At 60.9% G+C, this 26,688-nt stretch carries 28 protein-coding genes; 18 read left to right on the top strand and 10 right to left on the bottom strand.

The annotated features are described in order from the left end of the window. Positions 1–13: 13 nt before the first annotated feature. Genes zwf through H4I92_RS13230 form a run of 4 tightly spaced genes read left to right on the top strand, consistent with a single transcriptional unit; the run spans position 14 to position 4,875 of the window. Positions 14–1,453, top strand: coding sequence for a glucose-6-phosphate dehydrogenase (zwf, locus tag H4I92_RS13215; RefSeq protein WP_077531032.1), 1,440 nt, complete (start codon positions 14–16; stop codon positions 1,451–1,453). After that, complete coding sequence (gene edd, locus H4I92_RS13220; RefSeq protein WP_245800916.1) at positions 1,434–3,245, top strand: phosphogluconate dehydratase; 1,812 nt, start codon at positions 1,434–1,436, stop codon at positions 3,243–3,245. The genes zwf and edd overlap by 20 nt, the downstream gene beginning before the upstream one ends. 9 nt (positions 3,246–3,254) lie before the next feature. After that, the gene (locus H4I92_RS13225; RefSeq protein ID WP_077531034.1) at positions 3,255–3,746 is read left to right on the top strand and encodes a GNAT family N-acetyltransferase; all 492 of its coding nucleotides are present in this window, start codon (positions 3,255–3,257) and stop codon (positions 3,744–3,746) included. Between the two features lie 22 nt (positions 3,747–3,768). Next, a complete protein-coding gene (locus H4I92_RS13230; protein WP_077531035.1) occupies positions 3,769–4,875 on the top strand; it encodes a glutathione S-transferase family protein in 1,107 nt (368 codons plus the stop codon). Positions 4,876–4,879: 4 nt separating this feature from the next. Here the strand turns inward: H4I92_RS13230 and H4I92_RS13235 are convergent, their stop codons facing one another. Next, positions 4,880–6,178 carry an NAD(P)/FAD-dependent oxidoreductase gene (locus H4I92_RS13235; protein ID WP_077531036.1) on the bottom strand — a complete coding sequence of 433 codons (1,299 nt, stop codon included), beginning with the start codon at positions 6,176–6,178 and terminating at the stop codon, positions 4,880–4,882. 67 nt (positions 6,179–6,245) lie between these two features. After that, complete coding sequence (locus tag H4I92_RS13240; RefSeq protein ID WP_077531037.1) at positions 6,246–7,196, bottom strand: DegV family protein; 951 nt, start codon at positions 7,194–7,196, stop codon at positions 6,246–6,248. A gap of 257 nt (positions 7,197–7,453) precedes the next feature. Here H4I92_RS13240 and H4I92_RS13245 point away from each other — a divergent pair, with 257 nt between their 5' ends. From H4I92_RS13245 to H4I92_RS13255, 3 genes are all read left to right on the top strand, one after another. Next, positions 7,454–8,461 carry a zinc-dependent alcohol dehydrogenase family protein gene (locus H4I92_RS13245; RefSeq protein ID WP_077531038.1) on the top strand — a complete coding sequence of 336 codons (1,008 nt, stop codon included), beginning with the start codon at positions 7,454–7,456 and terminating at the stop codon, positions 8,459–8,461. Between the two features lie 292 nt (positions 8,462–8,753). Further along, positions 8,754–9,176 carry a hypothetical protein gene (locus H4I92_RS13250; protein ID WP_077531039.1) on the top strand — a complete coding sequence of 141 codons (423 nt, stop codon included), beginning with the start codon at positions 8,754–8,756 and terminating at the stop codon, positions 9,174–9,176. Positions 9,177–9,201: 25 nt separating this feature from the next. Next, positions 9,202–9,423: a hypothetical protein gene (locus tag H4I92_RS13255; protein ID WP_245800918.1), complete on the top strand. Its 222-nt coding sequence runs from the start codon at positions 9,202–9,204 to the stop codon at positions 9,421–9,423. On the opposite strand, the gene H4I92_RS13260 is transcribed toward H4I92_RS13255, so the two are convergent. Continuing rightward, positions 9,368–10,222 (bottom strand): M90 family metallopeptidase, encoded by an 855-nt coding sequence (locus H4I92_RS13260; protein WP_077531041.1) that lies wholly within the window; start codon positions 10,220–10,222, stop codon positions 9,368–9,370. The genes H4I92_RS13255 and H4I92_RS13260 overlap by 56 nt on opposite strands. A 231-nt stretch (positions 10,223–10,453) precedes the next feature. Here H4I92_RS13260 and H4I92_RS13265 point away from each other — a divergent pair, with 231 nt between their 5' ends. Further along, entirely contained in the window at positions 10,454–11,374 is a 921-nt protein-coding gene (locus H4I92_RS13265; RefSeq protein WP_077531042.1) for a DMT family transporter, read from the top strand. Here H4I92_RS13265 and H4I92_RS13270 read toward each other — a convergent pair whose 3' ends face one another. Continuing rightward, on the bottom strand, positions 11,375–12,115 hold the full coding sequence (locus H4I92_RS13270; RefSeq protein ID WP_077531043.1) for a siderophore-interacting protein: 741 nt from the start codon (positions 12,113–12,115) through the stop codon (positions 11,375–11,377). A 351-nt stretch (positions 12,116–12,466) separates the two neighbouring features. On the opposite strand from H4I92_RS13270, the gene H4I92_RS13275 reads away from it, so the two are divergent. Both H4I92_RS13275 and H4I92_RS13280 read left to right on the top strand, forming a co-directional pair. Further along, positions 12,467–13,525, top strand: a complete 1,059-nt coding sequence (locus H4I92_RS13275) for a 3-deoxy-7-phosphoheptulonate synthase (protein WP_218668218.1) — start codon at positions 12,467–12,469, stop codon at positions 13,523–13,525. 97 nt (positions 13,526–13,622) lie between these two features. Next, positions 13,623–15,215, top strand: a complete 1,593-nt coding sequence (locus tag H4I92_RS13280) for a BCCT family transporter (protein WP_077531045.1) — start codon at positions 13,623–13,625, stop codon at positions 15,213–15,215. A 129-nt stretch (positions 15,216–15,344) separates the two neighbouring features. Here H4I92_RS13280 and H4I92_RS13285 read toward each other — a convergent pair whose 3' ends face one another. Then, positions 15,345–15,542, bottom strand: coding sequence for a hypothetical protein (locus H4I92_RS13285; protein ID WP_077531046.1), 198 nt, complete (start codon positions 15,540–15,542; stop codon positions 15,345–15,347). 55 nt (positions 15,543–15,597) lie between these two features. Between H4I92_RS13285 and H4I92_RS13290 the strand changes: the two genes are divergently transcribed. Next, the gene (locus H4I92_RS13290; protein WP_077531047.1) at positions 15,598–16,320 is read left to right on the top strand and encodes an HAD-IA family hydrolase; all 723 of its coding nucleotides are present in this window, start codon (positions 15,598–15,600) and stop codon (positions 16,318–16,320) included. A 5-nt stretch (positions 16,321–16,325) separates the two neighbouring features. Here H4I92_RS13290 and H4I92_RS13295 read toward each other — a convergent pair whose 3' ends face one another. Then, entirely contained in the window at positions 16,326–16,514 is a 189-nt protein-coding gene (locus H4I92_RS13295; RefSeq protein WP_077531048.1) for a DUF2897 family protein, read from the bottom strand. Positions 16,515–16,680: 166 nt separating this feature from the next. On the opposite strand from H4I92_RS13295, the gene H4I92_RS13300 reads away from it, so the two are divergent. Beyond that, positions 16,681–17,574: an MBL fold metallo-hydrolase gene (locus H4I92_RS13300; protein ID WP_077531049.1), complete on the top strand. Its 894-nt coding sequence runs from the start codon at positions 16,681–16,683 to the stop codon at positions 17,572–17,574. 34 nt (positions 17,575–17,608) lie between these two features. Here the strand turns inward: H4I92_RS13300 and hmpA are convergent, their stop codons facing one another. Next, positions 17,609–18,787: an NO-inducible flavohemoprotein gene (hmpA, locus tag H4I92_RS13305; RefSeq protein WP_077531050.1), complete on the bottom strand. Its 1,179-nt coding sequence runs from the start codon at positions 18,785–18,787 to the stop codon at positions 17,609–17,611. 147 nt (positions 18,788–18,934) lie between these two features. Further along, positions 18,935–19,612 (bottom strand): TVP38/TMEM64 family protein, encoded by a 678-nt coding sequence (locus H4I92_RS13310; RefSeq protein ID WP_143512695.1) that lies wholly within the window; start codon positions 19,610–19,612, stop codon positions 18,935–18,937. Between the two features lie 156 nt (positions 19,613–19,768). Here H4I92_RS13310 and H4I92_RS13315 point away from each other — a divergent pair, with 156 nt between their 5' ends. After that, a complete protein-coding gene (locus H4I92_RS13315) occupies positions 19,769–21,115 on the top strand; it encodes a DUF445 family protein (protein WP_179105710.1) in 1,347 nt (448 codons plus the stop codon). On the opposite strand, the gene H4I92_RS13320 is transcribed toward H4I92_RS13315, so the two are convergent. Both H4I92_RS13320 and recQ read right to left on the bottom strand, forming a co-directional pair. Further along, positions 21,112–21,375, bottom strand: coding sequence for a hypothetical protein (locus H4I92_RS13320; protein WP_077531052.1), 264 nt, complete (start codon positions 21,373–21,375; stop codon positions 21,112–21,114). The genes H4I92_RS13315 and H4I92_RS13320 overlap by 4 nt on opposite strands. A gap of 4 nt (positions 21,376–21,379) precedes the next feature. Then, a complete protein-coding gene (recQ, locus tag H4I92_RS13325) occupies positions 21,380–23,236 on the bottom strand; it encodes a DNA helicase RecQ (protein ID WP_077531053.1) in 1,857 nt (618 codons plus the stop codon). A 335-nt stretch (positions 23,237–23,571) separates the two neighbouring features. Between recQ and H4I92_RS13330 the strand changes: the two genes are divergently transcribed. The 5 genes from H4I92_RS13330 (at position 23,572) to H4I92_RS13350 (ending at position 26,642) form a co-directional block, all read left to right on the top strand. Then, positions 23,572–24,192, top strand: a complete 621-nt coding sequence (locus H4I92_RS13330; RefSeq protein WP_077531054.1) for a LysE family translocator — start codon at positions 23,572–23,574, stop codon at positions 24,190–24,192. A gap of 79 nt (positions 24,193–24,271) precedes the next feature. Beyond that, positions 24,272–24,943, top strand: a complete 672-nt coding sequence (locus H4I92_RS13335) for a class I SAM-dependent methyltransferase (RefSeq protein WP_077531055.1) — start codon at positions 24,272–24,274, stop codon at positions 24,941–24,943. Positions 24,944–25,020: 77 nt separating this feature from the next. Continuing rightward, positions 25,021–25,380, top strand: a complete 360-nt coding sequence (locus H4I92_RS13340; protein ID WP_143512697.1) for a hypothetical protein — start codon at positions 25,021–25,023, stop codon at positions 25,378–25,380. 86 nt (positions 25,381–25,466) lie between these two features. Beyond that, complete coding sequence (locus tag H4I92_RS13345; RefSeq protein ID WP_077531056.1) at positions 25,467–26,177, top strand: hypothetical protein; 711 nt, start codon at positions 25,467–25,469, stop codon at positions 26,175–26,177. A gap of 99 nt (positions 26,178–26,276) precedes the next feature. Next, the gene (locus tag H4I92_RS13350; protein ID WP_077531057.1) at positions 26,277–26,642 is read left to right on the top strand and encodes a glyoxalase superfamily protein; all 366 of its coding nucleotides are present in this window, start codon (positions 26,277–26,279) and stop codon (positions 26,640–26,642) included. The last annotated feature ends 46 nt before the right edge of the window (positions 26,643–26,688 follow it).

The raw sequence follows: 26,688 nt of genomic DNA on the forward strand, positions 1-26,688 counted from the left end.
TCATGCTGTACCCATGACCCCAAACAATACCACGCCCTTCACCCTGGTTCTGTTCGGTGCCGCGGGCGACCTGGCCCGGCGGCGTCTGGTGCCGTCCCTGTATGCGCTCTGGTGTGACGGAGCCCTGCCGGAGCACTGGCAGCTTCTGGGCGTGAGCCGCAGCGCCCGTACCAGCGATGAATGGCGCGCCGAGCTGGTCGATGCGTTGGAAGGTGAGGTCGCCGATGACTTTCTGGCTCGGGTGGGTTATGTCTCTGCGGATGCCACGGACCCGCAGGCGCTGGGGACTCTGCGCGAGCGTCTTGAGGGGCAGCGCTGCATATTCTATCTCGCCACCCGTGCGGACCTTTACGCCGGTATTACGCGAGCACTGGATGAAGCCGCGCTGGTCTCCGACCAGTCCAGGATCGTGCTGGAGAAGCCCATTGGGCTGGATTACGCCTCGGCGGAAGCGATCGAGACCAGCGTTCGTGGGTGCTTCGATGAGCGCCAGATTTTCCGCATTGACCATTATCTGGGCAAGGAGACCGTCCAGAATCTGCTGGTGCTGCGCTTCGCCAACTCCATCTTCGAGAGCCAGTGGAACCACCGCTACATCGACCACATCCAGATCACCATTGCGGAATCAGGAAGCGTGGCAGGCCGGGGCGCCTTCTATGACGAGGTCGGGGCCCTGAGGGACATGGTCCAGAACCATCTGTTGCAGCTGCTGTGCATGACGGCCATGGAACCCCCGAACACCCTGGATGCGGATGCGGTGCGCGATGAGAAAGTGAAGGTGCTGCGTGCACTCAGACCCATGGAGGCCACCTCCATTGCGGAAGAGGTGGTGCGGGGGCAGTATACCGCCGGAGCGAACGGCGAGGCCGGCTACACTGAGGATGCTGGTGTTCGTGAGAGCGCCACGGAGACCTTTGTGGCCATGCGTGTGGCCATCGACAACTGGCGCTGGGCGGGGGTGCCGTTCTACCTCCGCACGGGCAAGCGCCTGCCGGAGCGCACCTGCGAGATCGTGGTGCACTTCCGGCCCGTGCCGCATTCGATCTTCCCGCAGCAGCGCGCGAGTATGGCCAACCGTCTGGTCTTCCGGCTTCAGCCGGACGAGGGTATCCAGCTCTCGTTCAGCGAGAAGCGGCCGGGCGCGGCCATGGACATCCGCATGTCCGAACTCAGCCTCAACCCGCAGACCCTGAGGCGGGAGCGGGCACCGGATGCCTATGAACGGCTGCTCAGCGACGTGATCCAGGATAACCAGACGCTGTTCGTGCGCCATGATGAACTCATGGCCGCCTGGGATTGGGTGGATCCGATCCTGCAGAACTGGCGGGATTCCGGCGTCCGTCCGGAGCCCTACAGGGCCGGAACCTGGGGACCTTCGGCGGCAACCATGCTGCTGGCCCGTGACGGCCGGCTCTGGGATGAAAGGGAGACAGATGATGCACCCGACGGTTGAGGCAGTCACCAGGCGCATACGCGAACGCAGTGCCACCAGCCGGGACCGCTACCTGGCGCTGATGGCCGGTGCCCGGCGCGACGGGCCCCAGCGCGAGACCATGAGCTGCACCAACCTGGCGCATGTGATGGCGTCCAAGCCCGATCCCGACAAGCTGATCCTGCGCCAGACCGAGCGCAGCGCCAACGTCGGCATTATTTCTGCCTACAACGAAATGCTCTCCGCGCATCAGCCCTACGGCGACTTTCCGGACCAGATCCGGCGCACCGTAGCGCGCACCGGTCACGTAGCCCAGTTCGCCGCCGGCGTTCCCGCCATGTGCGACGGCATCACCCAGGGCCAGCCGGGCATGGAGCTCTCGCTGTTCTCCCGGGACCTGATCGCCCAGGCCACCGCCATCGGTCTCAGCCACAATGTGTTTGACGGTGTGCTCTGCCTCGGCATCTGCGACAAGATCGTGCCCGGGCTGCTGACCGGTGCTCTGCGTTTCGGGCATCTGCCGACACTCTTCGTACCGGCGGGCCCCATGCCCTCGGGCATGTCCAACGCCGAGAAGTCTCGCATCCGGGAACAGCACGCCCGTGGTGAGATCGGCCGTGATGAACTGCTGGAGGCCGAATCCCGCTCCTACCATTCGCCGGGCACCTGCACTTTCTATGGCACTGCCAACTCCAACCAGGTGCTGATGGAGGTCATGGGCCTGCAGCTGCCGGGCTCCTCCTTTGTGAATCCCGGAACGGACCTGCGCGAGGCCTTCACCCAGGCCGCGAGCCGCCGGATTACGGAGGTCACGGATCTGGGGGACGACTATCGGCCCCTGTCGCAGGTGGTTTCCGAGAAAACACTGGTGAATGCCATGGTCGCGCTTCTGGCCACGGGCGGCTCCACCAACCACAGCATCCACCTGGTGGCCATCGGCCGTGCTGCCGGCATCCGCATCGACTGGGAGGACTTCCACGAGCTCTCGCGGGTGGTGCCGCTGCTCTGTCGCCTCTATCCCAATGGTGAGTCGGACATCAATGACTTTGATCATGCCGGCGGCGTGCCCTTCCTGGTGCGGGAGCTGCTGGGTGCGGGCCTGATGCACGAGGATGTGAGCGTCATGTTCGGCGAGTCGATTCACGACTACACCCGACCTGCAAGCCTTGATGGGGCCGGGCGCCTCGTGTGGGATCCGCCGCGGGAAGCCTCCGGTGATACACGCTGCCTGCGGGCAGTGGACGATCCCTTCGTGGCGGACAGTGGTTTCCATCGCCTTGAGGGCAACCTCGGCAGGTCCATCATCAAGACTTCTTCGGTGCCTGAGGACCGCTGGTGCATCGAGGCGCCGGCCCGGGTCTTCGCCGACCAGCAGGCGGTGATGGATGCCTGGCATGCCGGGGAGCTGACGCAGGATTTCGTGGCCGTACTGCCGGGCCAGGGCCCTGGTGCCAATGGCATGCCCGAGCTGCACAAGCTGATGCCGGTGCTCGCGAACCTGCAGAGCGACGGCCTGCGCGTGGCACTACTTACGGACGGGCGCCTTTCCGGCGCCTCCGGTAAGGTGCCCAGTGCCATCCATGTGTACCCTGAAGCCGCGCGCGGGGGCGCCATCGGGCGCATTCGTGATGGCGATCACATCCGTATTGACGCAACCTCTGGTGCGCTACACTGGGAGGCAGGGCGCGACCATGGCCAGCCGGTGCACTGGGGCCGGGGCAACGAAGGCCTCGGGCGCGAGCTTTTTGCCGGGTTCCGGGAACAGGTTACCCACGCCGAGGCCGGCGCCACCATCTTCCGCTGGGACGACTGAGGAGACCCCATGCCAGAGATCCGCCACTTCCTGCCGGACGACTGGTCCGAGCTCTGGGCCATGCTGGAACCGGTATTCCGCGCCGGGGAGACTTACGCCGTCCCCATGGACATCAGCGAGGACGACGCCTTCACCTTCTGGGTGGAAAAGCCGGACTGCACCTATGTCATGCTGGATGACGACGAGACCTACCTGGGGACCTACTTTCTCAAGACCAATGCGCCCGGGCCGGGCAGCCATGTCTGCAACTGCGGCTACATCGTGGGAGAACACGCCCGTGGCCGGGGGCTGGCCAGTGAGATGTGCCGCCATTCCATGGAAGAGGCGAAACGGATGGGTTACCGTGCGATGCAGTACAATCTGGTGGTGTCCACCAACCTGGGAGCCATCAAGGTCTGGGAGCGCAACGGCTTTGAGGTCACCGGCACCCTCCCGGGCGCGTTCGAGCATCCCGAGTACGGTTTCGTGGACGCACACGTCATGTACCGCTGGTTGAGCTGAGAGCGGGAGAAACGGAGTTCCGATGACCACAACCTACGCCTTTACCCACTATGGAACCGAGTTTTCCCTGTACAGCGGCAAGACCCGTTCCTACCTGCGCTACAAGGGCATCCCCTTCGAGGAGCGCATGGCTACGCGCAGCGTCTACCGTCGGGTGCTGATCCCGAAGACGGGCGTGGCGATGATTCCCGTTCTGGAAACCCCGGAGCACGAGTTCATCCAGGATACCGTCGAGATCATCGACACCCTGGAGCAGCGCTTTCCCGAAAGGGGGATCTACCCAGCCACGCCGAAGCAGCGTCTGGTATCCCTGCTGGTGGAACTGTATGCGGATGAATGGCTGCTGCTGCCGGCGATGCACTTCCGCTGGAGTTTTCCGGAAGAGAACCGGCGTTTTCTTTACAGTGAGTTCGGCAAGGTCGTTTCTCCCTGGCTTCCGGGGCCGCTGCGCCGATTAGCGGGCAGCCGCCTGGCGAAACGTTTCTCGGGCATGCTGCCGATGCTGGGCATCACGGAGAGCACCGCCTCCGCCATCGAGAACTGGTACTACATGTTGCTGGATCAGCTCGAGGCGCACTTCAGCCAGCATCCCTACCTGTTGGGCGAGCGCGCCAGCATCGGCGACTTCGGTCTTATGGCGCCGCTCTACGCCCACCTCTACCGGGACCCGGCGCCCGGGCGCATCATGAGGCGCCGTGCACCGCACCTGGTGGAGTGGATTGAGCGCATGAACACCCGCAAACCCCGTGTGGGTGATTGGCTGGCGGATGACCAGGTGCCGGATACGCTCTATCCGTTACTGCGGCACCAATTCGATAGCCAGTTTCCTGTCCTGCGCGAAACCGTGGACGCCGTGGCGCAATGGATCGATGAGCACCCGGGCCAGAAGGTGCCGCGCAAGCTTGGCGAACATCAGTACCGGCTCAGCGGGGTAGACGAGAACCGGGCCCTGATGAGCTTCCCCCAGTGGAAACTCCAGCGCCCTCTGGACTGGTACCAGGGCCTGCCGGAAGACCAGCGCGGGCCAGTGGATGCGTTGCTCGAGGAGGTCGGCGGCCGGGAGGCCATGAACATGACGATCCCACGCCGGGTGCGGCGCGAGAACAATCGGCTGGTGCCGGACGACTGACCTGTCAGTGCAGCTTCATCTTGGGCTTGAACGCCCGGTGCAGGCGGTCCGTCAGCGCCATCAGAAGGCCCCGGAACCAGCCGAAGACCGCGATCTGGTGCATCCGATACAGCGAGATGTAGACCAGTCGGGCCAGTCGACCTTCCACCCGCAGGCTGCCCTTGGAAGTGCCGCCCATCAGGGTGCCCACCGCCGAGTACTGGCTCAGGTTCACCAGTGATCCGTAATCCTGGTACTGGAAGGCCTTGAGTTCGCGCTCGTTCATCGCCCGGCGCAGGTTGCTCGCCAGGTGATCAGCCATCTGGTGGGCGCTCTGGGCCCGTGGCGGTACGAAGCCCTGTTCCTGGGGGCAGGCCGCGCAGTCGCCCAGCGCGAAAATGTGCGGGTCATCCACCGACTGCAGCGTGGCTGCTACCTTGAGCATGCGGTTGGGCTGCAGGCTCAGGCCATCCAGGTGTTCCATCAACGTTGGGCCCTGAACGCCGGCGGCCCACACCATGATGTCACTGGGAATCTCGAATCCATCCTGATCCACCAGGGCATCGCCGCGCGCCTCGGTGATCCGTGCTTCAAGGCGCACATCCACGCCAAGCTCTTTGAGCTCGCGTAGTGTGTCCCGGGAGATACGCTCGGGCAGTGCGGGCAGAAGGCGTGGTCCGGCCTCCAGCAGGGTGATTTTCAGCATGCTGCGGTCGGCCTGGGAGAACCCGTACTCGTGTACTGTTTCCGAGGCATGCACCAGCTCGGCCGCCAGCTCAACGCCGGTAGCGCCGCCGCCAACAATGGGAATGCGAGCGCAGGCGTCGGGGTCTGTTCGGCGCTGGCTGTTCACCCGCATCAGCGTATTCAGGAAAGTACGGTGGAAATGCTGTGCCTGCTCCGGGGAGTCCAGGAACTGGCAGTGGCGCCGTACTCCGGGGATGCCGAAGTCATTGGTGATGCTGCCGATGGCCAGGACCAGGTAGTCATAGTAAAGCTGGCGTTCGGGCAGTATCGTCTGACCCTTTTCATCCAGAATGGGATTGAGCGTGATGGTCTGTGCCTCACGGTCCAGCCCGGCGAATTCCCCCAGAACGAAGTGGAATCCCCGGTGGCGGGCTACGCCCCGGTAGCTGATCTGGTCCACCGACGAATCCATGGCTCCGGAGGCCACCTCGTGCAGAAGCGGCTTCCAGATGTGGGTTGGGCTGCGGTCCACCAGGGTGATGCGCGCTTCACCCCGGCGTCCCATGCGGCGGCCCAGTTTGGTGGCCAGTTCCAGACCCCCGGCACCGCCGCCCACAATGACGATCTCCGTTGTCATGACGGCTCCGCTGTGTTCGTTAGTGTGCGAATCGTAACACAGCGCAGACGCACAACCGGAGGCCCTGTTACTGGAAATCGCTGAATTCGTGCGGTTCCGCGGCCAGTGCCAGGCACAGGCTGCCCGGCCCGATGTAGATGGAGCTGGTGATCCCCATCTGGGAAAGCAACAACTCGACCCCATGGGCTTGGCAGGCATCGCGCAGCCGCTGCAGCCCGGGCAGGGCCTCAATCTCATCCCAGTTCATGCCGCAGGAGAGCGAGACATAGGGTGTCAGCAATCCCGCCTCCACGCGGGCCGTGGCGTAGCTCATCACCTTCTCGACGGCCGGCTCAAAACCGCGTGTCTTGGTGACCGGTTTGCCCTCGGCGCCCTTGCCAAAGATCACTGGCGTGATGTTCAGGGCCTTGCCGAGGAAGGCCACCAGCCCGGAGACACTGTTATCACCCCGGCGGCGGGCGCGTTCACGGATGTAGTGAAGATCCCTGGGGATTACCACGCCATAGATGTTGTCCGTGAAGGTTTCGACTTCATGACGCAGCGCGTTCTTGTCCAGGTTCTGGTTCATCAGGCGGATTGTGTGGGCCGCCAGCAGCCCCTGGCCCGCGAAGATCTGCTTGCTGTCGACCACCCGCATCGAGAAGTTGCCTGTCTCACCGGCAGCGTCGCGCTTGCGGCGGTACTCGGCCAGCACGGTATTCATGGCGACGTTGGCGTTTTCGTAGATCTTGCTTCGGGAACGGGTGACTGTCTCGCAGAGCGCCAGGTCGTAGTGGTCCACGATCTGTTCCAGGAACAGCTTGTGGATCTGTTCCGCCGAGAACGCTTCGGTCTCGGCATGATGGCCTTTCTGGAGAAGCCCCTGGTCGTAGAATTCCTGGGTCAGCTTGGGATCGTGGGTGTCGGTATAGGTCTGGTCGTCGATGTGGGCCGTGACCGGCAGAACGAAGAGCCCGTGCTCCTTGCTGAACTCATGAGGTATGTCGCACGCGGAGTCGACAATCAGCCCTGCTTTCATGGTCAGCCTCCTCAAGCCGCACTGCATTTTGCGGAATTTTACCGTCCAATGTCTGATATAACATAACCGATTCGCAAGTTTCCGTGGTGCAGTTCCGTTTTTCAAGGTACTTCGTAGGGCTAACCGGAATCGGGAATGCAGTGGCCTCTGCAGCCAATCAAGGCGTGGGAATTCCGGCGCGTCTTGACGTCAATGCAGTGACGCCCAATGATGAGCCCCATCATCCCGAAATCCGTACAGGAACAGGAGCAAGCGTCATGAAAACGGTTACGGTCACCAGCCCAGGTGGGCTCGACAACCTCAAGGTCACCGACCAGGCCGAACCGGGTCAGCCCGGCGCCGGCGAGATCCGCGTGAGGTTGCACGCCAATTCCCTCAACTTCCACGACTTCCTGGTTGCCAACGGCGGCATCCCGACCGAGGACGGCCGCATTCCTATGTCCGACGGCGCCGGCGTGGTTGAGGCCGTAGGCGAGGGCGTTGAGGAATTTGCCGTGGGCGACAATGTCGTCTCAACGTTCTTCCCACCATGGCTCGATGGCGAACCCCGGGAGGGCAACTTCACCAATGTGCCCGGCGATGGCCTGGACGGCTACGCCCGCGAACAGGTTGTGCGCGCGGCCACCAGCTTCACTCACGCCCCGGAAGGCTACAGCCACGCCGAGGCCGCCACGCTCACCACCGCCGGCCTCACCGCATGGCGCGCGCTGACCGTGGACAATCACATCAAGGCCGGCGACACCATCCTCATCCTCGGCACTGGGGGCGTCTCCATCTTTGCGCTGCAGTTCGCGCGCAGCATGGGCGTGAATGTCATCGCGACCTCGTCTTCCAACGAAAAGCTGGAACGGCTCAAGCAGATGGGCGCGCAGCACACCATCAACTACAAGGAAGACCCCAAGTGGGGCAAGACGGTGAAGCAGCTCACCAATGGCGAGGGCGTGGACCAGGTGATTGAAGTCGGGGGCCCTGGTACCGTGGCCCAGTCCATTGAGGCCATCCGCGTGGGCGGGCTCATTTCCCTGATCGGTGTACTCACCGGCAGCGGCGGCGAAGTGCCCACCGCCAAGCTCATGGCCAAGCAGGCACGCCTCCAGGGCCTGCTCGTCGGCAGCCGCCGCCACCAGATCGATATGGTGAATGCCATCAACGCCACCGGCCTCAAGCCTGTGATCGACCGCAGCTTCAAGCTGGACGAGATCGCGGACGCGTTCCGGCATGAGGAAGCCGGGAAGCACTTCGGGAAGATCTGCCTGGAGTTCTGAGCAGGCTGAAAAGCTCTGGAGTTTCCTGGAGGAAAACACCAGCCTCCCTTCAGCGGAGGGAGATGCGCCGGCCGCGGAGAAGCCCCAGTTCCGCGCCGCCCATCTCCTTTACTACTTCGGTGGACTGCTGGCGATCGGCGCTGCCTCGCTGTTTCTTAACGCGGCCTGGGGCCAGCTTGGGCCGTGGATTGGGAGGCGCTGGTTACTGTGTGCGCGCCGCTGGCGCTACAGGATCGAGCACGGATAGACTGATATCAAAAAGGGCTCAGGGTTAAACAAACGGGAGGAACGCATGCCAGCGGAAAAACGGTGGTTGCGTTACCGGCGTGATTCAATTCTGTTCGCCACCGTCTGGCTGGTAGTGGGTCTTGGTACGCTGCACTTTGGCAGTGTGGAAGGTGGGGCCGCAGGCCGCGCAGCGGCATGGGCCATGGCCATAAGTTCCTTGCCGGTGGTGGTGTCGGCGGCCAGCGCAATTGGGGTGATCTGGATCCTGACGACATCCGACAGCGGTTCCTCGATACGTCGTATCGTGCTCACGTTCTCCCTGCTCGGTGTACTTCTCCCGCTCCAGCTTTTTGCTGTCACCTACGCTGTGACTGCTGCGAAAGAGGCGACCGCGGGGCTTCTGGTTATCAGCGCGACGCTGGCCTGGCCAGGTGTTGCGAATCTCGGGGCGGTGCTGCTCACCGAACGTGGGCTCAGAAAACAGTAGGCTTAAGGACATTATGGGAGCAGGCGTGACAGGACCTGACACCTTGCTGGAAACCATCCCTGATGCGCGCGACGGCCTCACACGCACCGAACGGATCATCCTGTATGTGCTGCAGGAGACCCAGCGGGAGCTGAATGGGCGCAACGTGCCGACGGCAATGCTCTACGGCAGGGTGGTGGAATACATCAATCTCACCGAGGCGGAACTTCACGATTACCTGAACCGGCTGGGTATTCAGTCAGCTTGAGTGGGTCGAATCGGAAGTACCCGCTCAGCGTCTCATAGACCTCTGGCTGTTCTGCCTTGAGGTGTCCCGGTTGCTGGAAGAAGGTTTCCGTCAGCACGGCAAAGAACTCCGCCGGCTCCGTCGCCCCGTAAGGGTCAAGCCATGGCTTCTCGTGGTGGCGGAGTGAGTCGCGCAGGTGCTCGTAGGCGCGGGTCATGGTCTCCTGCCAGTGCCGGGCCTGTTCGCCGCTGAGGGGTGGCGCGCCGTCGGCTGTGCCGTCCAGGTAATCCAGCTGGTGGGCGAACTCGTGAAGGATCACGTTGTGCACGCCGTGTGGATGGAGGGCGCCTTGCTCGCATTCGGTCCACGCCAGTACAACCTGACCCAGGCTGGAAGCTTCCCCGGCGCGGATCTCGTTGCTCTCGCTGACCACCATTCCGTCGCTTTCCATATCCCTGACACGGTAACGGTCGGGATAGACCAGGATGCTGTTGATCCCGTCAAAATCCGAGAAGTTCCGGGCAACGATCAGCAGGCAGGCGTGCCCTGCAATGGTGAGGCGCACGGTGTCGTCCACCTCCAATCCGTCGCAGCCGTAGAAGGGTTTTTCCGCCAGGAACAGCTGTACATGTTGTTCAAGCTGTCGTTTGAGATGGGCGGGCAACCGGCTGTAGAGCGGCACCCGTTTTTTGAGCATTTTCCGCCAGTGTTCCGGGAAAGGGTGCTGGAGCTGCCTTTTGCGCCACCAGCTGCGATAGAAAAACAGGTAGAAGATGAGAGCGCCAATGAGCACCAGGGCGCAGAGCAGGTAAATAAGCATGGATTAGGCCGCCTGTTTTTCGTGAACTGCTCCGATGCCAAGGCATCCGTTGTGCCCGGAGCCCGTGTGCAGGGGAATGATAGAACATTGGGCACGAGGAGAGACATAGCAGATTGGGAGCGGTCATGATAGATATACGGCAGACATTGAGGAAACCCGAAACTGGACGGAGCTGCTGCTTCTGGCCTAGGCTGCTCACCCTTTTCCACATCCGGCCCGTGAGGAGTTCCAATGGCAGGCGCAACGGCTCTCGTGATGCTCGCTTCCCTGTGCTGGGGGCTGTCCGGCGGTATCGGCGGTATCCTCATGGCGGACGGCTGGGATGCCTTCGTGGTCTCGTTCTACCGGGGGGCGATTGGTCTTGTGTTCGTGCTGGGCTGGCTGGCGATCCGCCCGGGCAACAGCGGACTGGCCAATCGCAGGCTGTGGTTCTGGTCAGCCATTGCCGGGCTGGGCGTGGCCGGCAACTTCTCGTTCTACTTCCTGAGCATCTCCGAGGGCAGTGTCGCGGTGGCCGCGACGCTGATGTACTGCGCGCCGGTGTTTGTCTACCTTCTGTCTTTCGCGCTCAAGCTGGAAAGCCCAACGCCGCTCAAATGGGCGGCCATCGTGATGGTGATGGTGGGGATTGTGCTGCTCACCCGCATCTATGACGTCAACGCGGGCGGTGTTACGGCGCTTGGCGTTGGCGCGGGGCTTCTAGCCGGGCTCTCCTATGCCATCTTCATATTCGGCTTCAAATACGCCGCGCCCCATGGCACCCCGCAGGCCATTCTCACCATCGCCTTCACGGCCCTGGTGATCATCCTTGGCGCCTTCGGGGATTCCAGCGAAATCGCCATTGCCCTGAGCACGCCGGACTGGCCCCTGTTCGTCACGCTGGGAATACTGGGCGCGGGGCTGTCGTTCATCTTCTACATCATCGGCCTGAATCACACGGCCCCCGCTGTCGCCTCCATTGTAGCCATGGTTGAGCCGGTCACGGCCTCACTGTTCGGCGTGGTTGTCCTGGAGGAAACGCTGGTTGCGCTGCAGATTGTGGGGATGGCTTTGATCCTGGCTACAGTGACGGCGTTGAGTGTCTTTTCCGGACCCCCGGCGGCGGCACTGCCTGAGCCCGAGGGCGGAGAAGATGGAGAGCAGGCCGATTAATCAGGCTTCCGGGTCAAGCTTCTTGGCCTGCTTCATCCCTTCGTCAGTATCACCCATCTTCCAGTAGCAGCTGCAGTACATGGCATGCTTGTCGATGCCCCTTTCGTCCCGGAAGTAGCGGCGCATGCTGCGCATGGTACTGAACTCGCCCGCGAACCAAGGATAGGGTGTGCCGGGCAGCCAGGGCAGGGCGCGCACCCGTTCGTCCAGCAGGGCGTTAGGGCGCTCAGTGTCCGGATTCACGAGCCACCTCAGCTCGATACCCTCGGGGTGCTCGATGGCTTGTCTGTCGGCCTCGGAAAGCACCTCGATGAGAGCATAGCCCCGCGCATGCTCCGGGAGGCGTTCGAGGTTGACGGCCAGCGCTGGCAGGGCGCTCATGTCGCCGGCCAATAGGAACCAGTCGGCGTCAGGGGCGGCCAGTTTCGGCTCACCCGGGCCACGGATGGTGATGGGGTCGCCGGGGCGCGCTCGGCTCGCCCAGGCGGAGGCGGGGCCGCCGTCGCCGTGGTCCACGAAATCCAGCATCAACTCCTGCCGTGCCGCATCGAAGGCGCGGATGGTGTAGGAGCGCAGGGTTGGTTTGCCGCCTTCCTCCGCCGGGTCAAAAACCAGCTTAACGTAGCCGCCCTCCTGGTCTGCCGGGAACCCGGCCAGTTCCGGCCCCTTCAGTACTATCCGGCGCATGTTCGGGGTGAGGCGGTCGTTGCTGAGTACTTCAAGATCGTATTCGGCTGGCATTGGCCTCTCTGACAGTCGGGCATTTGGGTCTGAGCTGAGATATTCCCATCTTCCCGGCTTTTCGAAAAGGCCTGGTGTTGCAACACTGGCTGGGTACGTTATGATCCCGGATATGAAGAGATTAAGCGCAGCATCCACGTCAATGACCCCAATGCCTGCCGGCGTTCCGGCAGGGGCGGTGGCTGCTGTGTATTTCCAGTGGTTTGGTTTTGGCTATTTCCATAGCCATACGCCGGGCCACGTCTGACACCTCGTACCCCAGGAGGCGGCCCGGCAGAAAGCCAGGCTGCCACCGGAAGAAGAACCCCGACTGGCAGCCGCCGTCGGGGTTTTTTTATGGGAGATCAACAAATGGCTACAGCAATGACGGACTCACAGACGACCAGCGAACAACCACAGCCTGCACATGATTCCGCAGCGGTCCAGGACCTACCAACGCCAGTGGAGCTGAAACAGCAGTTGCCCTGTCCGGACGAGCTGCGTGAGCAGGTTGAACAACACCGGGAGGCGGTCCGCGCCATTCTCAGGGGTGAAGACGAACGCCTGTTGGTAGTTGTGGGGCCCTGTTCGGTGCATGACGAGGTTGCGGCACTTGAGTATGGCGAGCGATTGGCGGAACTCGCCGCGACCCTTCAGGATCGCTGTCTCATCGTCATGCGGGCTTACCTCGAGAAGCCCCGCACCACCGTGGGCTGGAAAGGGCTGCTGTACGACCCTGAGCGCACGGGAGAAGGGGACCTGGCCCAGGGACTGGTCCGAAGCCGGCGCCTGCTGTTGAATCTGGCGCAGCTGGGGCTGCCGCTGGCGACCGAAGCTCTCAACCCGATGGCCGTGGATTACCTGTCCGATCTGGTGAGCTGGACGGCGGTCGGGGCGCGGACCACCGAGTCACAGCTTCATCGTGAGATGGCAAGCCAGCTGGCCATGCCGGTAGGATTCAAGAACGGCACCGATGGCAGCCATGGAATGGCGCTCAATGCCATGCGGTCGGCGGCTTCTTCCCATTACAGATTGGGCACGGACGTTCACGGTCGGCCGGCCATGATGCAGACACGAGGCAACCCGGATACACATCTGGTGCTGCGCGGTGGTCGCGGCGTCACCAATTATGACGAGGCCAGTGTCACGGCTGCCCAGCAACAGCTGAGGGAGAACGGGCTGAACCCCTCGGTGATGGTCGATTGCAGCCACGACAATGCCTGCAAGGAGCATCAGCGCCAGACCGGGATTGCACGGGAGCTGCTGCGCCAGCGCCGGGCGGGTAACCACCGGATCGTCGGTATCATGCTCGAGAGCTTCCTGGTGGATGGCAAGCAGAAGGATGAAGGCGAGCTGACCTACGGCCAGTCCATTACGGACCCCTGCCTGGGATGGGATGAGACGGCGCGCCTTCTGCAGCAGATGGCCTGAAGGGCGCTGAATCTCTATCATACACGCGACATGATGATCGCGCAGGGTAACGAGGGGAGTCGTTACCGCTATCGGGATACCGGATGGGGTTGAGGGTATGGGCGCACTCAGGGCAGGCCTGACACAGGCGTGGCATCGTTTCACTCAGAAGATGTCACCGCCGGTCTTCATCGGCTCGGCGCTCTGTGTCATTGGCTTCTGTATTTTTGGCGGCCTTTTTACCGCTACGGCGAGTGACGCATTCTCAAGCGCGCAACAGGCGATTTCCCGGACTTTTGGCTGGTATTACGCGCTGATTGTGACCTTGTTCGTTATCTTTGCCTTCTGGCTGATGGTCAGTCCTTACGGCCGGTTACGGCTGGGACCGCCGGATTCACGGCCTGAGTTCCGCTATCACGCCTGGTTCGCCATGCTGTTCAGTGCCGGCATGGGAACAGGTCTGGTGTTCTGGGGGGTGGCTGAGCCCCTCTATCACCATGCGGACCCGCTGTTTGCCGAGGGCGGCTCACCTGAGGCAGCGAAGGAGGCCATGCGTTACACCTTCTTTCACTGGGGGTTGCACCCCTGGGCCATCTACATCCTGTTCGGCGCCTCCATTGCCTATTTCCATTTCCGCCATGATCTTCCGCTCGCGCCCAGATCCATTCTGCATCCGCTGATCGGTCGTCATATCTGGGGGCCGATTGGCCACGGTGTGGACATTCTCTGCACGGTGGGGACTCTGCTGGGGGTTTCCACATCACTGGGGTTGGGCGCGATGCAGATCAACAGTGGCCTTGCCCAGTACATGGACATTCCGCTCGAGACCAACGTCCAGGTGGGAATCATTGCCCTGATCACGCTGGTTGCCACCATCTCGGTGGTATCCGGCATCAAATCGGGTATCCGGCGACTGAGCCTCATCAACCTGGCGCTGGCGTTCGGTCTCATGACGTTTGTTTTCGTTGCCGGGCAGACGGTCTATATTCTCGAAACCCTGGTGGGGACCCTGGGCATCTACATTCAGCAGTTGCCTGAAATGAGTCTCTGGGTCGAGTACACCAGCCACACCGACTGGCAGGCGACCTGGACCATGTTCTATTGGGGGTGGTGGATTTCCTGGTCACCGTTTGTGGGGGTTTTTGTGGCCCGTATTTCCCGGGGGCGCACCCTGCGTGAGTTTGTTCTCTCAGTGATGCTGGTCCCTACACTGGTCACGTTCGTCTGGCTGTCGGTGTTCGGTGGTTCGGCGCTGCACATCGAGCTTTTCGGCAGCGGGGGGCTGAGCGCGATCGTTCAGGATGATGTGTCGCTGTCTCTGCACGCATTGCTGGAAGCGCTGCCGCTGGCAGGTGTGACCATGATGTGGGCCACCCTGGTGATCGTGATTTTCTTCATCACCTCTTCGGATTCAGGATCGCTGGTTGATGACATGGTCACCTCAGGAGGCCACCCGAATCCGCCGCGCGCACAGCGCGTTTTCTGGGCTGTGTCCGAGGGCTCGGTTGCGGCCATCCTGCTGATCGTTGGTGGGTTGCAGGCGATTCAGGATGCTTCCATTTCCCTTGGTTTCTTCATGTCCTTCCTTCTGTTGGCGATCTGTCTGAGCCTTTACAAGGCGCTGCGGTCTGAGCGTCACATGACGCAGGGCGCCAGTCAGGAGGCATTCAGGATACTGCCCTGGGCCAAAAAGCAGCCCGTACCGGAATAGGGCTGATCCTCAATCGGGGATTGCACAGTGATTATAATGGCTGGGTGATGCGTGGATTGGTAACTGATACACCGGTGGGAATGATCCCACCGGTGCACGCAGGGGAGACCTGATGGTGGTTAACAGGGCTTACCAGGAATCGCTTTCCTCATCATCGCCCTTGTCATCTTCCCCATCCTTCTCGCCATCATCTCCTTTCTTGTCATCGTCTCCATACGATTGACTGGAGGCCGTGGGCTCTGCCTCAACAGCAGTACCGTGGTCGCCCACGGAAGCACTGGCCATCGAGAAGGGCGTGGCGAGCATGAAAGTGAGTGCCATCATCATTTAAGCTTTGTTTTGAACGGAAATACGTTCACTGACGAGCCCCGGGGAGACGGCGATGAATCAGGGCACTGTTGATACCAGCGCGATAACAACGCTTACTTTCGATGTGGTGGGCACTGTGATCGATTTTGAAACCGGGATCCTGGAATGGTGGCGGCCGCATCTTGAGGGCCAGGGCATTCGCATTGACGATGCCGGGATACTGGCTGCGTTCGCGGAAGCCGAGGACCGCCTCCAGCGGCAGCGCCCGGATCTGCCGTTCACCGATATGCTGCCGTTGATCTACCACGACCTCGCGGCAACCTGGGCACTAAGTGGCGGCGAAGAGGCTGCCGGGGACTTCCAGAGTTCCATCGCCCACTGGCCCGCCTTTCCGGATTCGGAAGAAGCACTCCGCACACTGAGCCAGCACTTCCGGCTGGTCGCCATGACCAACGCGGATGCCTGGGCAACAAGGGCAATGAACCGAACCGTCGGGAACCTGTTTGATGACCAGGTCACCTGCGACGAGGTAGGCGTAAACAAGCCGGACCAGCGGTTCTTCCAATACGTGCTCGACAGGATCGGCGTGGCAAAAGAGGAAGTCCTGCACTTCGCCCAGAGCCAGTACCATGACATTGGTGGCGCGAAACGTTTTGGCCTCACGACGGCCTGGGTGGAACGGCGCCATGGTAAGGAAGGGGGTGGCGCTACACCCGAGGTTGGCGAGCGCACCGAGCCGGATATCCACGTTCACAGTTTGGCTGAGCTGGCTGAAAAACTGATGGGGAGGGTGTAACCCTCTCACTGTTCCTTTTCCGTCTCCTCATTTTCACGCCGTTCCTGCTCTTCCAGCTCTGCTTTTCGCTTGCGGATGCGCTCCATCTTTTCCCCGGAAACATCCAGCTTGTGGGCCCGGTTCTTCAGCATGAAGACGCCGCCCAGCATGGAGCCGAGCACGACGATAAGGATGATCCATTCGGTGGCAGTCATGGCGCTGTCTCCCTGTGTTGATCGCGGAAAACGGTGTTCCTTTCAGGACAGTATCATCGTTTCCGCGGACTCTGGATAGGGCTTGGGTTAGAAGGCTCCCCGCGATCCCCAATGCTCATCAGGGCGTATATTGTCCAGCACTGAATGGTATTGCGGGAGAGAAATCATGGTCCGAAAAAATGGAAACCTCCTGGGCTGGGGGTTCCTCGCGGTTGCAACGCTCGTGCTCAGTTCGGGCCTGGCGATGGCCGAGGAGCAGTACGCCATTGAGCAGGTCAAGGACAACGTCTACCGCTTCTCCTACGAGCACTACCACTCCGCCTTCATGGTGACCGAGCAGGGCATTGTGGTAACCGACCCGATCAATGAGGAAGCGGCGAGCTGGCTGAAAGCAGAGCTTGCCGAGCGGTTTGATGTACCGGTTCGCTACATGGTCTACAGCCACAACCACGTGGACCACGTGATGGGCGGCGAGGTGTTCGACAGTGAAGACGTCACCGTCGTGGCGCACGAGTATGCGGCGCAGGACCTGGAATGGACCCGGGCGCCCACGGCGATGCCGGAATTGACCTTCCCGGATGAACTCACGCTCAACCTCGGCGACAGCCGCGTCGAACTGACCTATTACGGGCCGAACAATGGCCGTGGTTCCGTGAGCATGCGATTCATGCCGGCCAACGTGATGTACGTGGTCGACTGGGTGGTGCTCGGGCGCATGATGTACCGGGACCTGCCCGGCTACGACATCCATGGCGTCATCGCCTCTACCCGCGAATTGCTGAATGAACGGCCCTTCGACCGGTTCCTGGGCGGCCACGGGGTGATGGGAACCCGGGAGGATGTCGAGGCGTACCTGGCTTACACTGAAGTCCTCTATAACGCCGTTCGCGACGGTATGCTCGAAGGCAGGAGCCTGGAAACCCTGAAGCAGGAGATCCGGTTGCCCGAGTACAGCCATCTCTCGATGTATGAGGCGTGGTTACCGCTCAACATCACTGGCGTCCACCGGACCCTGATTGATCAGTCGTACATGGATCGGCGGCCGGATGTCAGTGAGTAGATCGACTTGAAAGGGCAGACTCCCGGCTTGCGCCTCAGGCGGCCCGCAGCGGCCTGGAGGGCCCGAAGTACTCGAAGTGGCGGCGGTTTTCGCTTACGCCCAGTGCATCCAGGGCGGCATCAACTGTCTGCATGAAGGCTTCCGGGCCCACGAAGTAGCAGCGTGCGGCTGGATCGGGCAGGTGCTGCGCCAGTAGCGTCTGGTCCACCATGCCGATTGCGTCCGCGCCGTCGGCTTCCCCGCCTTCCTCATAGATTACGACCGGATTGAAATGCTCCGGGTACTGGTCGCGGAGGGCCTTTATCTCCTCCGAGAAGGCATGGTGCTGACGGCTGCGCGCCGCGTGCAGGTAGGCCACCGGCCGCCCTTGTTCCAGCGCCTGCTTCGCCAAGGGGAGCATGGGCGTCTGGCCAACACCACCGCTGATCAGTAGCAGCGGCTCCTGGCCTGTCAGCGTCAGATCTCCGGACGGCGGCAGAAGCTCCAGCTCAAAGCCGTTTGCCGCCTCGTCATGAAGGAATCGGCTGACATGGCCCTCCGGTTCGCGCTTCACGGAGATCCGGTAGGTGCGGCCGTTGGGCACGTCGGAGAGGCTGTAATGGCGGTAGACCGGCTCGCCGTTGATCTCGAGCCGCACACCGATGTATTGGCCCGGCTCGAAGTCCGCGACCGGCTCACCGTCCATGGGCTCCAGCTCAAAGGACGTGATGACGGCGCTTTCCTGGCGACGGTTGCGGATGCGGAACGCGCGCCGGCCCTGCCAGCCACCCGGGCGGTTTGCGAATGCGTGGTAATGGCTCTGTTCAACATCGATCAACAGGCCGGCCAGCTCGTCGTAGAGCGCCTGCCAGGCATCCGCCACATCGGGTGTAACGGCATCGCCCAGCACTTCACCAATGGCCGCCATCAGGCATTCGCCAACAATGGGGTAGTGGTCCGGCTGGATGCCAAGTGAGATGTGCTTGCCAATGGCGGTGGAGAGTGCGGCACGGGCTTCCGCCGGGTTATTGCGCAGCTGTACGTACTGCAAAACGGCACCGGCCAGGGCGCGCGCCTGGTTGCCGCTGGCCTGGTGGCTGGCGTTGAACAGCGCGTTGACCTCTGGATAGCGGTCAAACATCAGCGGGTAGAAGCGGGCGGTAATGGTTTCCAGGTGTTGCGCCACGACAGGGGCGGTCTCTTCGATAATCTGTTCCTGCTTCGAACTCAGCATTGGTACTCCTTGAAGGTGAGCGATTCGGCGCGGGAGGGGTCAGCGCCTGATAAAACATTATATATAATACATTTTATTTGATGGATGTAAAAAGGATGCATCAAATGTGGCGCAGGCGTGATGACAGGAGTAATGACTGGCCGAAGGCTACCTGAAAAGCCGCTTCAGCCTCTCCCCGTGAAACCGCTGCAGGTAGTACGGGGCGAGGAACATGGCTACCAGCAGAATGGCGCTCGCAATGGCGGCGGCCACCGGGTGAACCTGAAAGCTCCGGCCCAGGGTGACGAAGACGACCGTCATTGGGAGCATGCCCAGATAGGTGGCGAGGGCGTAGCGCCAGGTGCTGATCACCGTCAGCCCCGCTGCATAGCTCACCAGTGCGAACGAGAACAGTGGTACCAGCCGGGTTATGAAAACGCTCCAGAAAAGCACTTTCTGGGGTGCCTGTTCCTGGAAAAGCGGGTTATCGCCCAGTTTGCGGCGCACCAGATCGCGCGCGATAAAACGGCTGATGCCAAATGAAGTCAGGGCCCCGGCCAGGGCGCCTGCCGAGGCCACCAGCGTGCCACCCACCACACCGAAGGCCATACCGGCGGCTGCACTGACTGGCAGAGTCGGTATGGGGCCGATGACCACGGCCATGACCATCACGAGCATCAGCAGCAGGGGCCCGGCGGCATCCTGGGCGTTCAGCCACGCTGCCATTCCGCCCGTGGAAAGATTTCCGGGCATGCCGAGCTCCCGGAGCAGGAGCCACAGGCCCGTCAGCGTGATACCCAGTATCACCAGTAACAGCAGGCGGTTGAGTGTTCGCGGGTTTTTCACAGGGTATTGCTGCGGGTGGCTGTCATGGCTGAATGATGACCGGGGAGCCTGATGACTTCAAATGGCCAGGGCCATGCAAAGTGCCGGGCTGGTCTGTATCCTCAGGTATTCGTACGCAGGTGTGCCCTGCTCCTGCAGTAAATGAGGGGAATCGCTATGGACGTCGATCTGACCAGGTGGGATCGCAGCTTTCGGAGCGGGTTACTGGCCGCGGCATTGATATTCGGTCTTCTCGATTACTGGTTTGGGGGCGGCAACATCTGGGTGCGGGCCGGCTTCGTGATCACGGTTGCGGGCCTGGTCGGGTACTTTACCAACTTCCTCGCCATCAAGATGCTCTTCCAGCCCAAGCAGGGCCAGGTCCTCGGCTGGCAGGGGCTCGTGCCGAAGAACAAGGACCAGATCGCGCGCAGTCTGGCCGAGAGCGTCCAGGAGCAGCTGCTTTCGCCGGAAATCATCCTGGACTACATCCGCGAGCGGCAGTTGATTGAGACCGGTACCGAGACCATGGCCGGGTGGATCGATGACCACCTTCAGGACCCCGAGGTGCGCAAGCGCATCACGGAAGTGGTGGTGGACCTGATGCGCGAGCGTGGCCCGGAGGCGCTGACCCGTTCACTGGACTTCGTGGAAGCCGCCCTCAAGGACCTGGCCCGCGACCCGGAGAACATCGACCAGTGGTGGGCGCAGATCCGGGCGACGCTGCACAGTTTCCTGCAGTCCAGGGAGAACCGGGAATGGCTGGCGGACAAGACGCGCCACTGGCTGCAGCAGGAAATCCCCCGGATCTCGGAATGGCTCAATAACGCGCTGGAGGACTACCTCAAACAGAAGCGCCGGATGGGCTCGCTGGGGCTTGGCATCAAGAATATCTTCTCCTTCGATCAGGACGCGATCAGTCAGGTACTGGAACGCTTCATCAGGGACCCGGAGGTGGCCGATGATTTCATGGAGATGCTGGATGCCGTGGTGGACGGGATCCAGCAGGAAATGGAAAAGCCCGAGGTGCAGTCACTGATCCAGGCGCGCGTGGGCGACTGGATCGAGGCGGTGGGGAGCACGACGCGCGACCGGATCCTGCCGGTCCTGATCCGCCAGACCGACCAGTACCTGAATGACGAGTCCAACTGGGAACGCATTGAGCAATCCCTGATGAGCGCCCTGCAGTGGTTCAAGAAGCAGGGCCTTCAGCTGCTCCAGTCCGACAAGGGGCGTGCCTGGGTCAGCCAGGGCATCGAACTGGCGGTCAAGCGCCTGGATGTGACTAACGTGGTGGAGCAGCAGGTGCGCCGGCTGGACACGGACGAGCTGGAGAAGATGGTTCTGGATAACACCGGGGGCAACCTGACCGTGATCCAGCTCCTCGGGGGCTGCCTGGGCCTGATCCTGGGCACCGTCCAGGTGCACCTCGCCTTCGCGCTGCCGATCGGCGTCCTGCTGGTGGTGGTGTGGCTTGCGTGGCAGTTGAACGAACGCCGTAACGCCCGGAACGCGGCTGGCTAGAGGCTCTGCAGGCGCTCGTACCCTTCGCGGGTCAGCAGCACCAGGTGCCGGGAAGTCCGGTAGACCTTGCTGGCAGCCCGGAGCGTCTCGATCCACTCCCCGTATTCCGAAGCGGGAAAGTAGAAAAAGTCCCGCCCCTCCTGAAGGGCATCACCGGAGTGCTTGAACAGCCTGAAGGTGGTGCCCTTGGTGAAGCCGTTCATCTCATCAATCTGGCGGAAGCTCAGGGTGGGCGTGCCGTTGCAGTCGATCGGTTCCATTGGGTCAGGCTTCCTCGGCCATATCCTCAAGGGCCTTGAGCACGTTCAGGAACTGCTCCCCGTAGCGCTCCAGCTTCGCCTGCCCGATGCCCGGCACCGTGGCCATGTCATCCAGCGTCTTCGGCCTGGCGTGGAGCATCTCCTTGAGGGTGGCATCGTGGAAGATGATGTAGGGCGGCACGCCCTCGGTGTCCGCGAGCTCCTTGCGGAACTGGCGCAGCCGCTCCCACTGCGGGCCGTCCGGGACATCCGGCGGGGCCTTGCGGCCCGAGCCGGCGGCTTTGCGTTTGCTGGATGAGGGCAGGATGTCCTCGCGCAGTTCCAGTGCCGCCTCGCCGCGCAGCAGCTCCCGGCAGCGCGGGGCGAGCTGGAGGCCGCCGTGGCCCTCGGGGTCGCTCTGCAGGTGGCCGTGGGCCAGGAGCTGGCGGAGGATCGAGTGCCAGGCCTGCTTGGAGAGGTCCGTACCGATGCCGAAGGTACTGAGCTGGTCGTGGCCCAGGCGGCTCAGCCGGTCGTTGGTCTTGCCCATGATCACGTCCGTCACGTGTGCCGCCCCAAAGCGTTGGCCCGTGCGGTAGACGCAGGAGAGTGCCTTGCGGGCCGGATCGGTGGCATCCCAGGTCTTCGGGGGCTGAAGGCAGTTGTCGCAGTTCCCGCAGTTGCCCTCGTGGGGCTCGCCGAAGTACTGCAGCAGCACCTGCCGGCGGCAGCCCGTGGCCTCGCAGAAGGAGAGCAGGGCCTCCAGCCGTTCGCGCTCCGCCTTCTGCTGGAGCTCGCCGGCGTTGGACTCCGCCAGCATCTGGCGCACCTGGTAGACGTCCTGCAGGCCGTAGACCATCCAGGCCTCGGCGGGCTCTCCATCACGCCCGGCGCGCCCCGTCTCCTGGTAGTACGCCTCGATGCTCTTGGGCAGGTCCAGGTGCGCCACAAAGCGCACGTCCGGCTTGTCGATGCCCATGCCGAAGGCCACGGTCGCGACCACCACCAGCCCCTCCTCGTGCAGGAAGCGCTCCTGGTGGTGCTGGCGGGTCTCATTGTCCAGCCCCGCGTGATAGGCCACCGCCGGCACGCCCTGGCTGCTCAGGTACTCGGCCGTGGACTCGGTGCGCTTACGGCTCATGCAGTACACAATGCCGGAATGCCCCGCATGGCGCTCCTGGATGAACGCCAGAAGCTGCTGGCGGGCATTGCCCTTGAGGCCAACCCGGTAATGGATGTTGGGCCGGTCGAAGCTGGCCACGTAGGTCTCGCCGCCGTCCGGCAGTAACTGGCGGCCGATCTCCTCGCGCGTGCGCTGGTCGGCCGTGGCGGTGAGGGCGATGCGCGGCACCTGCGGGAAGCGCTGGCGCAGCACATCCAGCTTCATGTACTCCGGCCGGAAGTCATGCCCCCACTGCGAGACACAGTGCGCCTCGTCGATGGCGAACAGACCGATCTGCGCCCGCCCCAGCAGCCCCAGCATGTTCTCCGTGAGCAGCCGCTCCGGCGCCACGTACAGCAGGTCAAGCTCGCCCTCCAGCGCGGACTGCTCAATATCCCGCTGCATCACAGGGTCCAGGCTGGAGTTCAGGCAGGCCGCCCGCACCCCGTTGTGCTGCAACGCCTCCACCTGGTCCCGCATCAATGCAATCAACGGCGACACCACCACCGCCAGCCCCGGCCGCAGCAGCGCCGGAATCTGGTAACACAGCGACTTGCCGCCGCCGGTGGGCATCAGCACCAGCGCATTACGCCCCTCAACCAGCGATTGGATGATCTCCAGCTGGCGACCCCGGAACTGATCGTAACCAAAGACGTCCCGCAGGGTACGGTGCGCGGCCTGCTCGAAATCCGTTTCCGGGGCGGCGCTGTGATCGGGCATGAAAGGGCGACTCCATTCAGTGGGATTGGACGGGGAAAGGGTACTTGGTTCGGGGGTGTGGGGAAAGGTGGTTGGGGTAAGTGCAAGGCCGTGAGCCGGGTGGCAGAATGAGGTTGATAAGCGGTAATCCGGCGAGCGTGCCGGGGCGAGCTCTGCTAGGGTAGTGAGTGATATTGAGAATTCAGGATATTACAGGATGGCTTGGGGCTGCTTTCGTAATGATCTGAAAATGAAAGGGCTTGGCGTTCAGGATTATTGGCGCTATACAGAATTCAGGGATATTGATATCGCTGCGTTCTAGATATTATCTGTTAGTTCATAAAGGAGAATCAACTGTGACCTTATCGACGATCCTTTTATTCATACCAGCGAGCTTTGCTTTAAACATGGCTCCAGGACCAAACAATCTTCTTTCAATGGCGAATGCCAAACGTTATGGCGTCTACGCGGCTTGCTGTGCTGGCATTGGTCGACTTGTTGCTTTTGTGGGCATGATTACTCTCGCAGCTACAGGTTTAGCAACAGTGCTATACACGTCTGAGAAGTTATTTCTTGCTATAAAAGTCGTCGGCGGCCTGTACCTTCTTTGGCTGGCTTTCCAGCTTTGGACAGCAGACCCGACTGCTGCCGATGATGAGTCACCGGCGGGTAAAAACATACTCCAATTGGCGAAGCAAGAATTTCTTTTGGCTGCTGGGAACCCAAAGGCCATTTTGATCTTTACGGCCTTTCTTCCTCAGTTTGTCGATCCTTCAGGCTCAGTAGGATTTCAGTTCCTGGTTTTGGGTGCTCTTTTTCTGATGCTTGAATGGATCGCAATAGGCACCTACGCCTTCTTTGGTAAGATGTTGCGCCACTGGTTTTCTCGTCCGGCTATGCGTCAACTGTTCAATAGGATCTGTGCTGGATTTCTTGGGAGTGCCGGGATCGGGCTGCTACTGGCTCGCCGTGAGTGAACTAACCAGTCGCGTAAGGCGGACGTCCCTGACGGGCCGCCGCTTCGCTCAGCGTTATACAGACTAGGGAGAGTCAAACTTGGAGTTAGCCAACGTGGTCCCATGGGGCCGGTCTTTTGAAGAATACCAAGCAATGTTCGGGTTATCGGAAGATGATTTGAACAGGCGAGTGCTTGGATGCGGCCCCGCGAGCTTCAATGCAGAGGCGACCGGCCGGGGATGCCAAATCACATCTTGTGATCCGGTGTATCAGTTCGAGGCAGAGGAGATACGCCGCCGGATTGATGACGTGTATCCGGAGATCATGGCTAAGCTGCAGCAGAGAGCAGACAACTATCACTGGGACTCACTGGGCAGTGTCGAGCAGCTTGGCGAGGTCCGGATGAGGGCCATGTCGAAGTTCCTTTCTGATTTTGATGTTGGTATCCGAGAAGGGCGGTATGTATCAGCATCACTACCAACATTGCCATTTCCTGACTCAGGGTTCGATCTGGCACTCTGCTCCCACTACCTTTTTCTATACAGTGACCATGTAGATGGGCCTGCTCACCTAGCATCAATGCGGGAGCTGTGCAGAGTTGCGACCGAGGTCCGGGTTTTTCCTGTTGTGTCGCTGGATGGAAAGGTTTCGAATCATTTGGATCAGATAATGACGGCACTATCCGCAGACGGTATTAATGTGTCCTTGCAGCCTGTGAGCTACCGATTTCAGAAAGGTGCTACCGAAATGCTGGTAGCAAAGTCTGTATAACCAGTGGCTGTTGGCGGACGCACCACGCTGGCGCTCCGGTGCGCCGCAAAGCCAAAGCGTTATGCAGGGAAGTGACTATGGATCGAATTTACGCGGCAATCCTCTCTTTGCTGGGGTTTGTTTTCCTGCTGGGCACCTGGATCATTTTTATGTTTGTGGGTCTACCAGCGGACCAGTCGGTTTTCGTGGAAGGAATGGCAATTGGTAGTGGGGCGCTTTCCCCCTCAAACCCTGAAGCATTTCTCTTCGGCACCACGCTGGTCGCTTGTGTTGCATGTGGACTGAGGGCTTTTCTATTTTTCACTAGAAAGCCCAGAGCTGCGCTGGCTATAGTTGGTGTGAACGCTCTGGTTGCAGTTTTTCTATACTCTGTTTCAGTAGCAATACTTTTGGGTTCTCCCCTGTTGTTATCCAGGCGGGTTCTGAAAAATGCATAACCAGGCAAGCCACGGCGACGGCTACTACATTGCGGCTTCGCCTCCATTCCGTAGCCGCGCATGCTGGCGGCGTTAGGTAAAGGTACATGACTGATCCATTGAAGCAGATAATCCGAGACGTTGAACAAGGTGTGGCTAAAAAATATGCTGGACAGTGCTATAGGGATAGCTATGTAGCGTTCCTTGATATCCTAGGCATGAAGGAATTGATCAAGCGTCCGTACGGAGATCTTCGAGCAATATTCAATGCAGCCGAGTCTGGGCGAGAGCTTTACAGCAGAATTCAAATTCCAGGTGGTTCTCCATTCATTAGTGAAGAGCATCTGAAAATGACAATCATGTCTGATGCGTTGGTGTTATCCATCGACTCAGAAATAGGCTATGCCTTTTCTAAGCTGATAGGCTTTTCATCGTACTTAATCAGCAGTTTGCTAAATGCTCTCGATATACCAGTTTTCTTGCGCGGTGGTATTGCGCGAGGACCGATTTATCAAGATTCGAATACGGTATTTGGACCTGGGCTTGTCGGGGCCTACACCATAGAAAACAATGTCGCTAAAAGTATGCGCTGTGTCGTGTCTCCCGACCTTGACCAAGACACTTCAGTTCAGGAGTATTTGATAACCTCAGGTTGCGCACTAGTCGTCGATCCTGAGGACGAGTTGCGTTTCATAGATTTTGCAAAGCCAGATATTTGCGATCGTTTGAAGAAGTATTCATCTGAGATATTAGAATCTGATGTCAACGGTTCCGTGAAAGAAAAGTACAGGTGGCTTTTGCGCTATATCGAGAAGTAAACCAGTACCTAACAATCGGCTGCACGGCGACCGATTTTCCGCCGCTTCGCGGCTCCAAACCGGCGCGTGATCCGGACATTATGTTTAAGGAGAGCATGGATGCAGTTTAAAGCCATACCGATTATTCGGATCTTCGATGAGATAAAAGCCAAGGAGTTCTATCTGGAATTTCTCGGTATGTCCTTGGATTGGGAGCACCGCTTTGAGCCGGGCTTTCCTCTCTACATACAGGTTTCTAGAGGTGAGCTAGTCTTTCACCTGAGCGAACATTCTGGAGATTGTACTCCTGGCTCTAAAACGTTTGTGAATACCGATGAGCTTGAGGCCTTGCACCGCGAAGTTACGTCGCAAGGTTACAGGTACTGCCGGCCGGAAATTACGACAGCACCCTGGGGCGAAAGAGTGTTCGAAGTGGTAGACCCGTTTTCAAACAGAATTTTGTTCAACGAACGTGTAACCACATAACTAGGCCGATCACGGCGACGGCGACTCCATTGCGGCTTCGCTCCAT

The sequence above is a fragment of the Vreelandella halophila genome, from assembly GCF_019903425.1.
GTDB lineage: Bacteria > Pseudomonadota > Gammaproteobacteria > Pseudomonadales > Oleiphilaceae > Halospina > Halospina halophila.

Coding starts and splice junctions, on each gene's coding strand:
- zwf (WP_077531032.1), top strand. CDS start 14: ATGACCCCAAACAATACCACGCCCTTCACCCTGGTTCTGTTCGGTGCC.
- edd (WP_245800916.1), top strand. CDS start 1,434: ATGATGCACCCGACGGTTGAGGCAGTCACCAGGCGCATACGCGAACGC.
- H4I92_RS13285 (WP_077531046.1), bottom strand. CDS start 15,542: ATGATGATGGCACTCACTTTCATGCTCGCCACGCCCTTCTCGATGGCC.
- H4I92_RS13265 (WP_077531042.1), top strand. CDS start 10,454: ATGGCAGGCGCAACGGCTCTCGTGATGCTCGCTTCCCTGTGCTGGGGG.
- H4I92_RS13320 (WP_077531052.1), bottom strand. CDS start 21,375: ATGGAACCGATCGACTGCAACGGCACGCCCACCCTGAGCTTCCGCCAG.
- H4I92_RS13290 (WP_077531047.1), top strand. CDS start 15,598: ATGAATCAGGGCACTGTTGATACCAGCGCGATAACAACGCTTACTTTC.
- recQ (WP_077531053.1), bottom strand. CDS start 23,236: ATGCCCGATCACAGCGCCGCCCCGGAAACGGATTTCGAGCAGGCCGCG.
- H4I92_RS13225 (WP_077531034.1), top strand. CDS start 3,255: ATGCCAGAGATCCGCCACTTCCTGCCGGACGACTGGTCCGAGCTCTGG.
- H4I92_RS13280 (WP_077531045.1), top strand. CDS start 13,623: ATGGGCGCACTCAGGGCAGGCCTGACACAGGCGTGGCATCGTTTCACT.
- H4I92_RS13250 (WP_077531039.1), top strand. CDS start 8,754: ATGCCAGCGGAAAAACGGTGGTTGCGTTACCGGCGTGATTCAATTCTG.
- H4I92_RS13235 (WP_077531036.1), bottom strand. CDS start 6,178: ATGACAACGGAGATCGTCATTGTGGGCGGCGGTGCCGGGGGTCTGGAA.
- H4I92_RS13295 (WP_077531048.1), bottom strand. CDS start 16,514: ATGACTGCCACCGAATGGATCATCCTTATCGTCGTGCTCGGCTCCATG.
- H4I92_RS13230 (WP_077531035.1), top strand. CDS start 3,769: ATGACCACAACCTACGCCTTTACCCACTATGGAACCGAGTTTTCCCTG.
- H4I92_RS13340 (WP_143512697.1), top strand. CDS start 25,021: ATGGATCGAATTTACGCGGCAATCCTCTCTTTGCTGGGGTTTGTTTTC.
- H4I92_RS13300 (WP_077531049.1), top strand. CDS start 16,681: ATGGTCCGAAAAAATGGAAACCTCCTGGGCTGGGGGTTCCTCGCGGTT.
- H4I92_RS13350 (WP_077531057.1), top strand. CDS start 26,277: ATGCAGTTTAAAGCCATACCGATTATTCGGATCTTCGATGAGATAAAA.
- H4I92_RS13245 (WP_077531038.1), top strand. CDS start 7,454: ATGAAAACGGTTACGGTCACCAGCCCAGGTGGGCTCGACAACCTCAAG.
- H4I92_RS13260 (WP_077531041.1), bottom strand. CDS start 10,222: ATGCTTATTTACCTGCTCTGCGCCCTGGTGCTCATTGGCGCTCTCATC.
- H4I92_RS13240 (WP_077531037.1), bottom strand. CDS start 7,196: ATGAAAGCAGGGCTGATTGTCGACTCCGCGTGCGACATACCTCATGAG.
- H4I92_RS13315 (WP_179105710.1), top strand. CDS start 19,769: ATGGACGTCGATCTGACCAGGTGGGATCGCAGCTTTCGGAGCGGGTTA.
- hmpA (WP_077531050.1), bottom strand. CDS start 18,787: ATGCTGAGTTCGAAGCAGGAACAGATTATCGAAGAGACCGCCCCTGTC.
- H4I92_RS13270 (WP_077531043.1), bottom strand. CDS start 12,115: ATGCCAGCCGAATACGATCTTGAAGTACTCAGCAACGACCGCCTCACC.
- H4I92_RS13275 (WP_218668218.1), top strand. CDS start 12,467: ATGGCTACAGCAATGACGGACTCACAGACGACCAGCGAACAACCACAG.
- H4I92_RS13345 (WP_077531056.1), top strand. CDS start 25,467: ATGACTGATCCATTGAAGCAGATAATCCGAGACGTTGAACAAGGTGTG.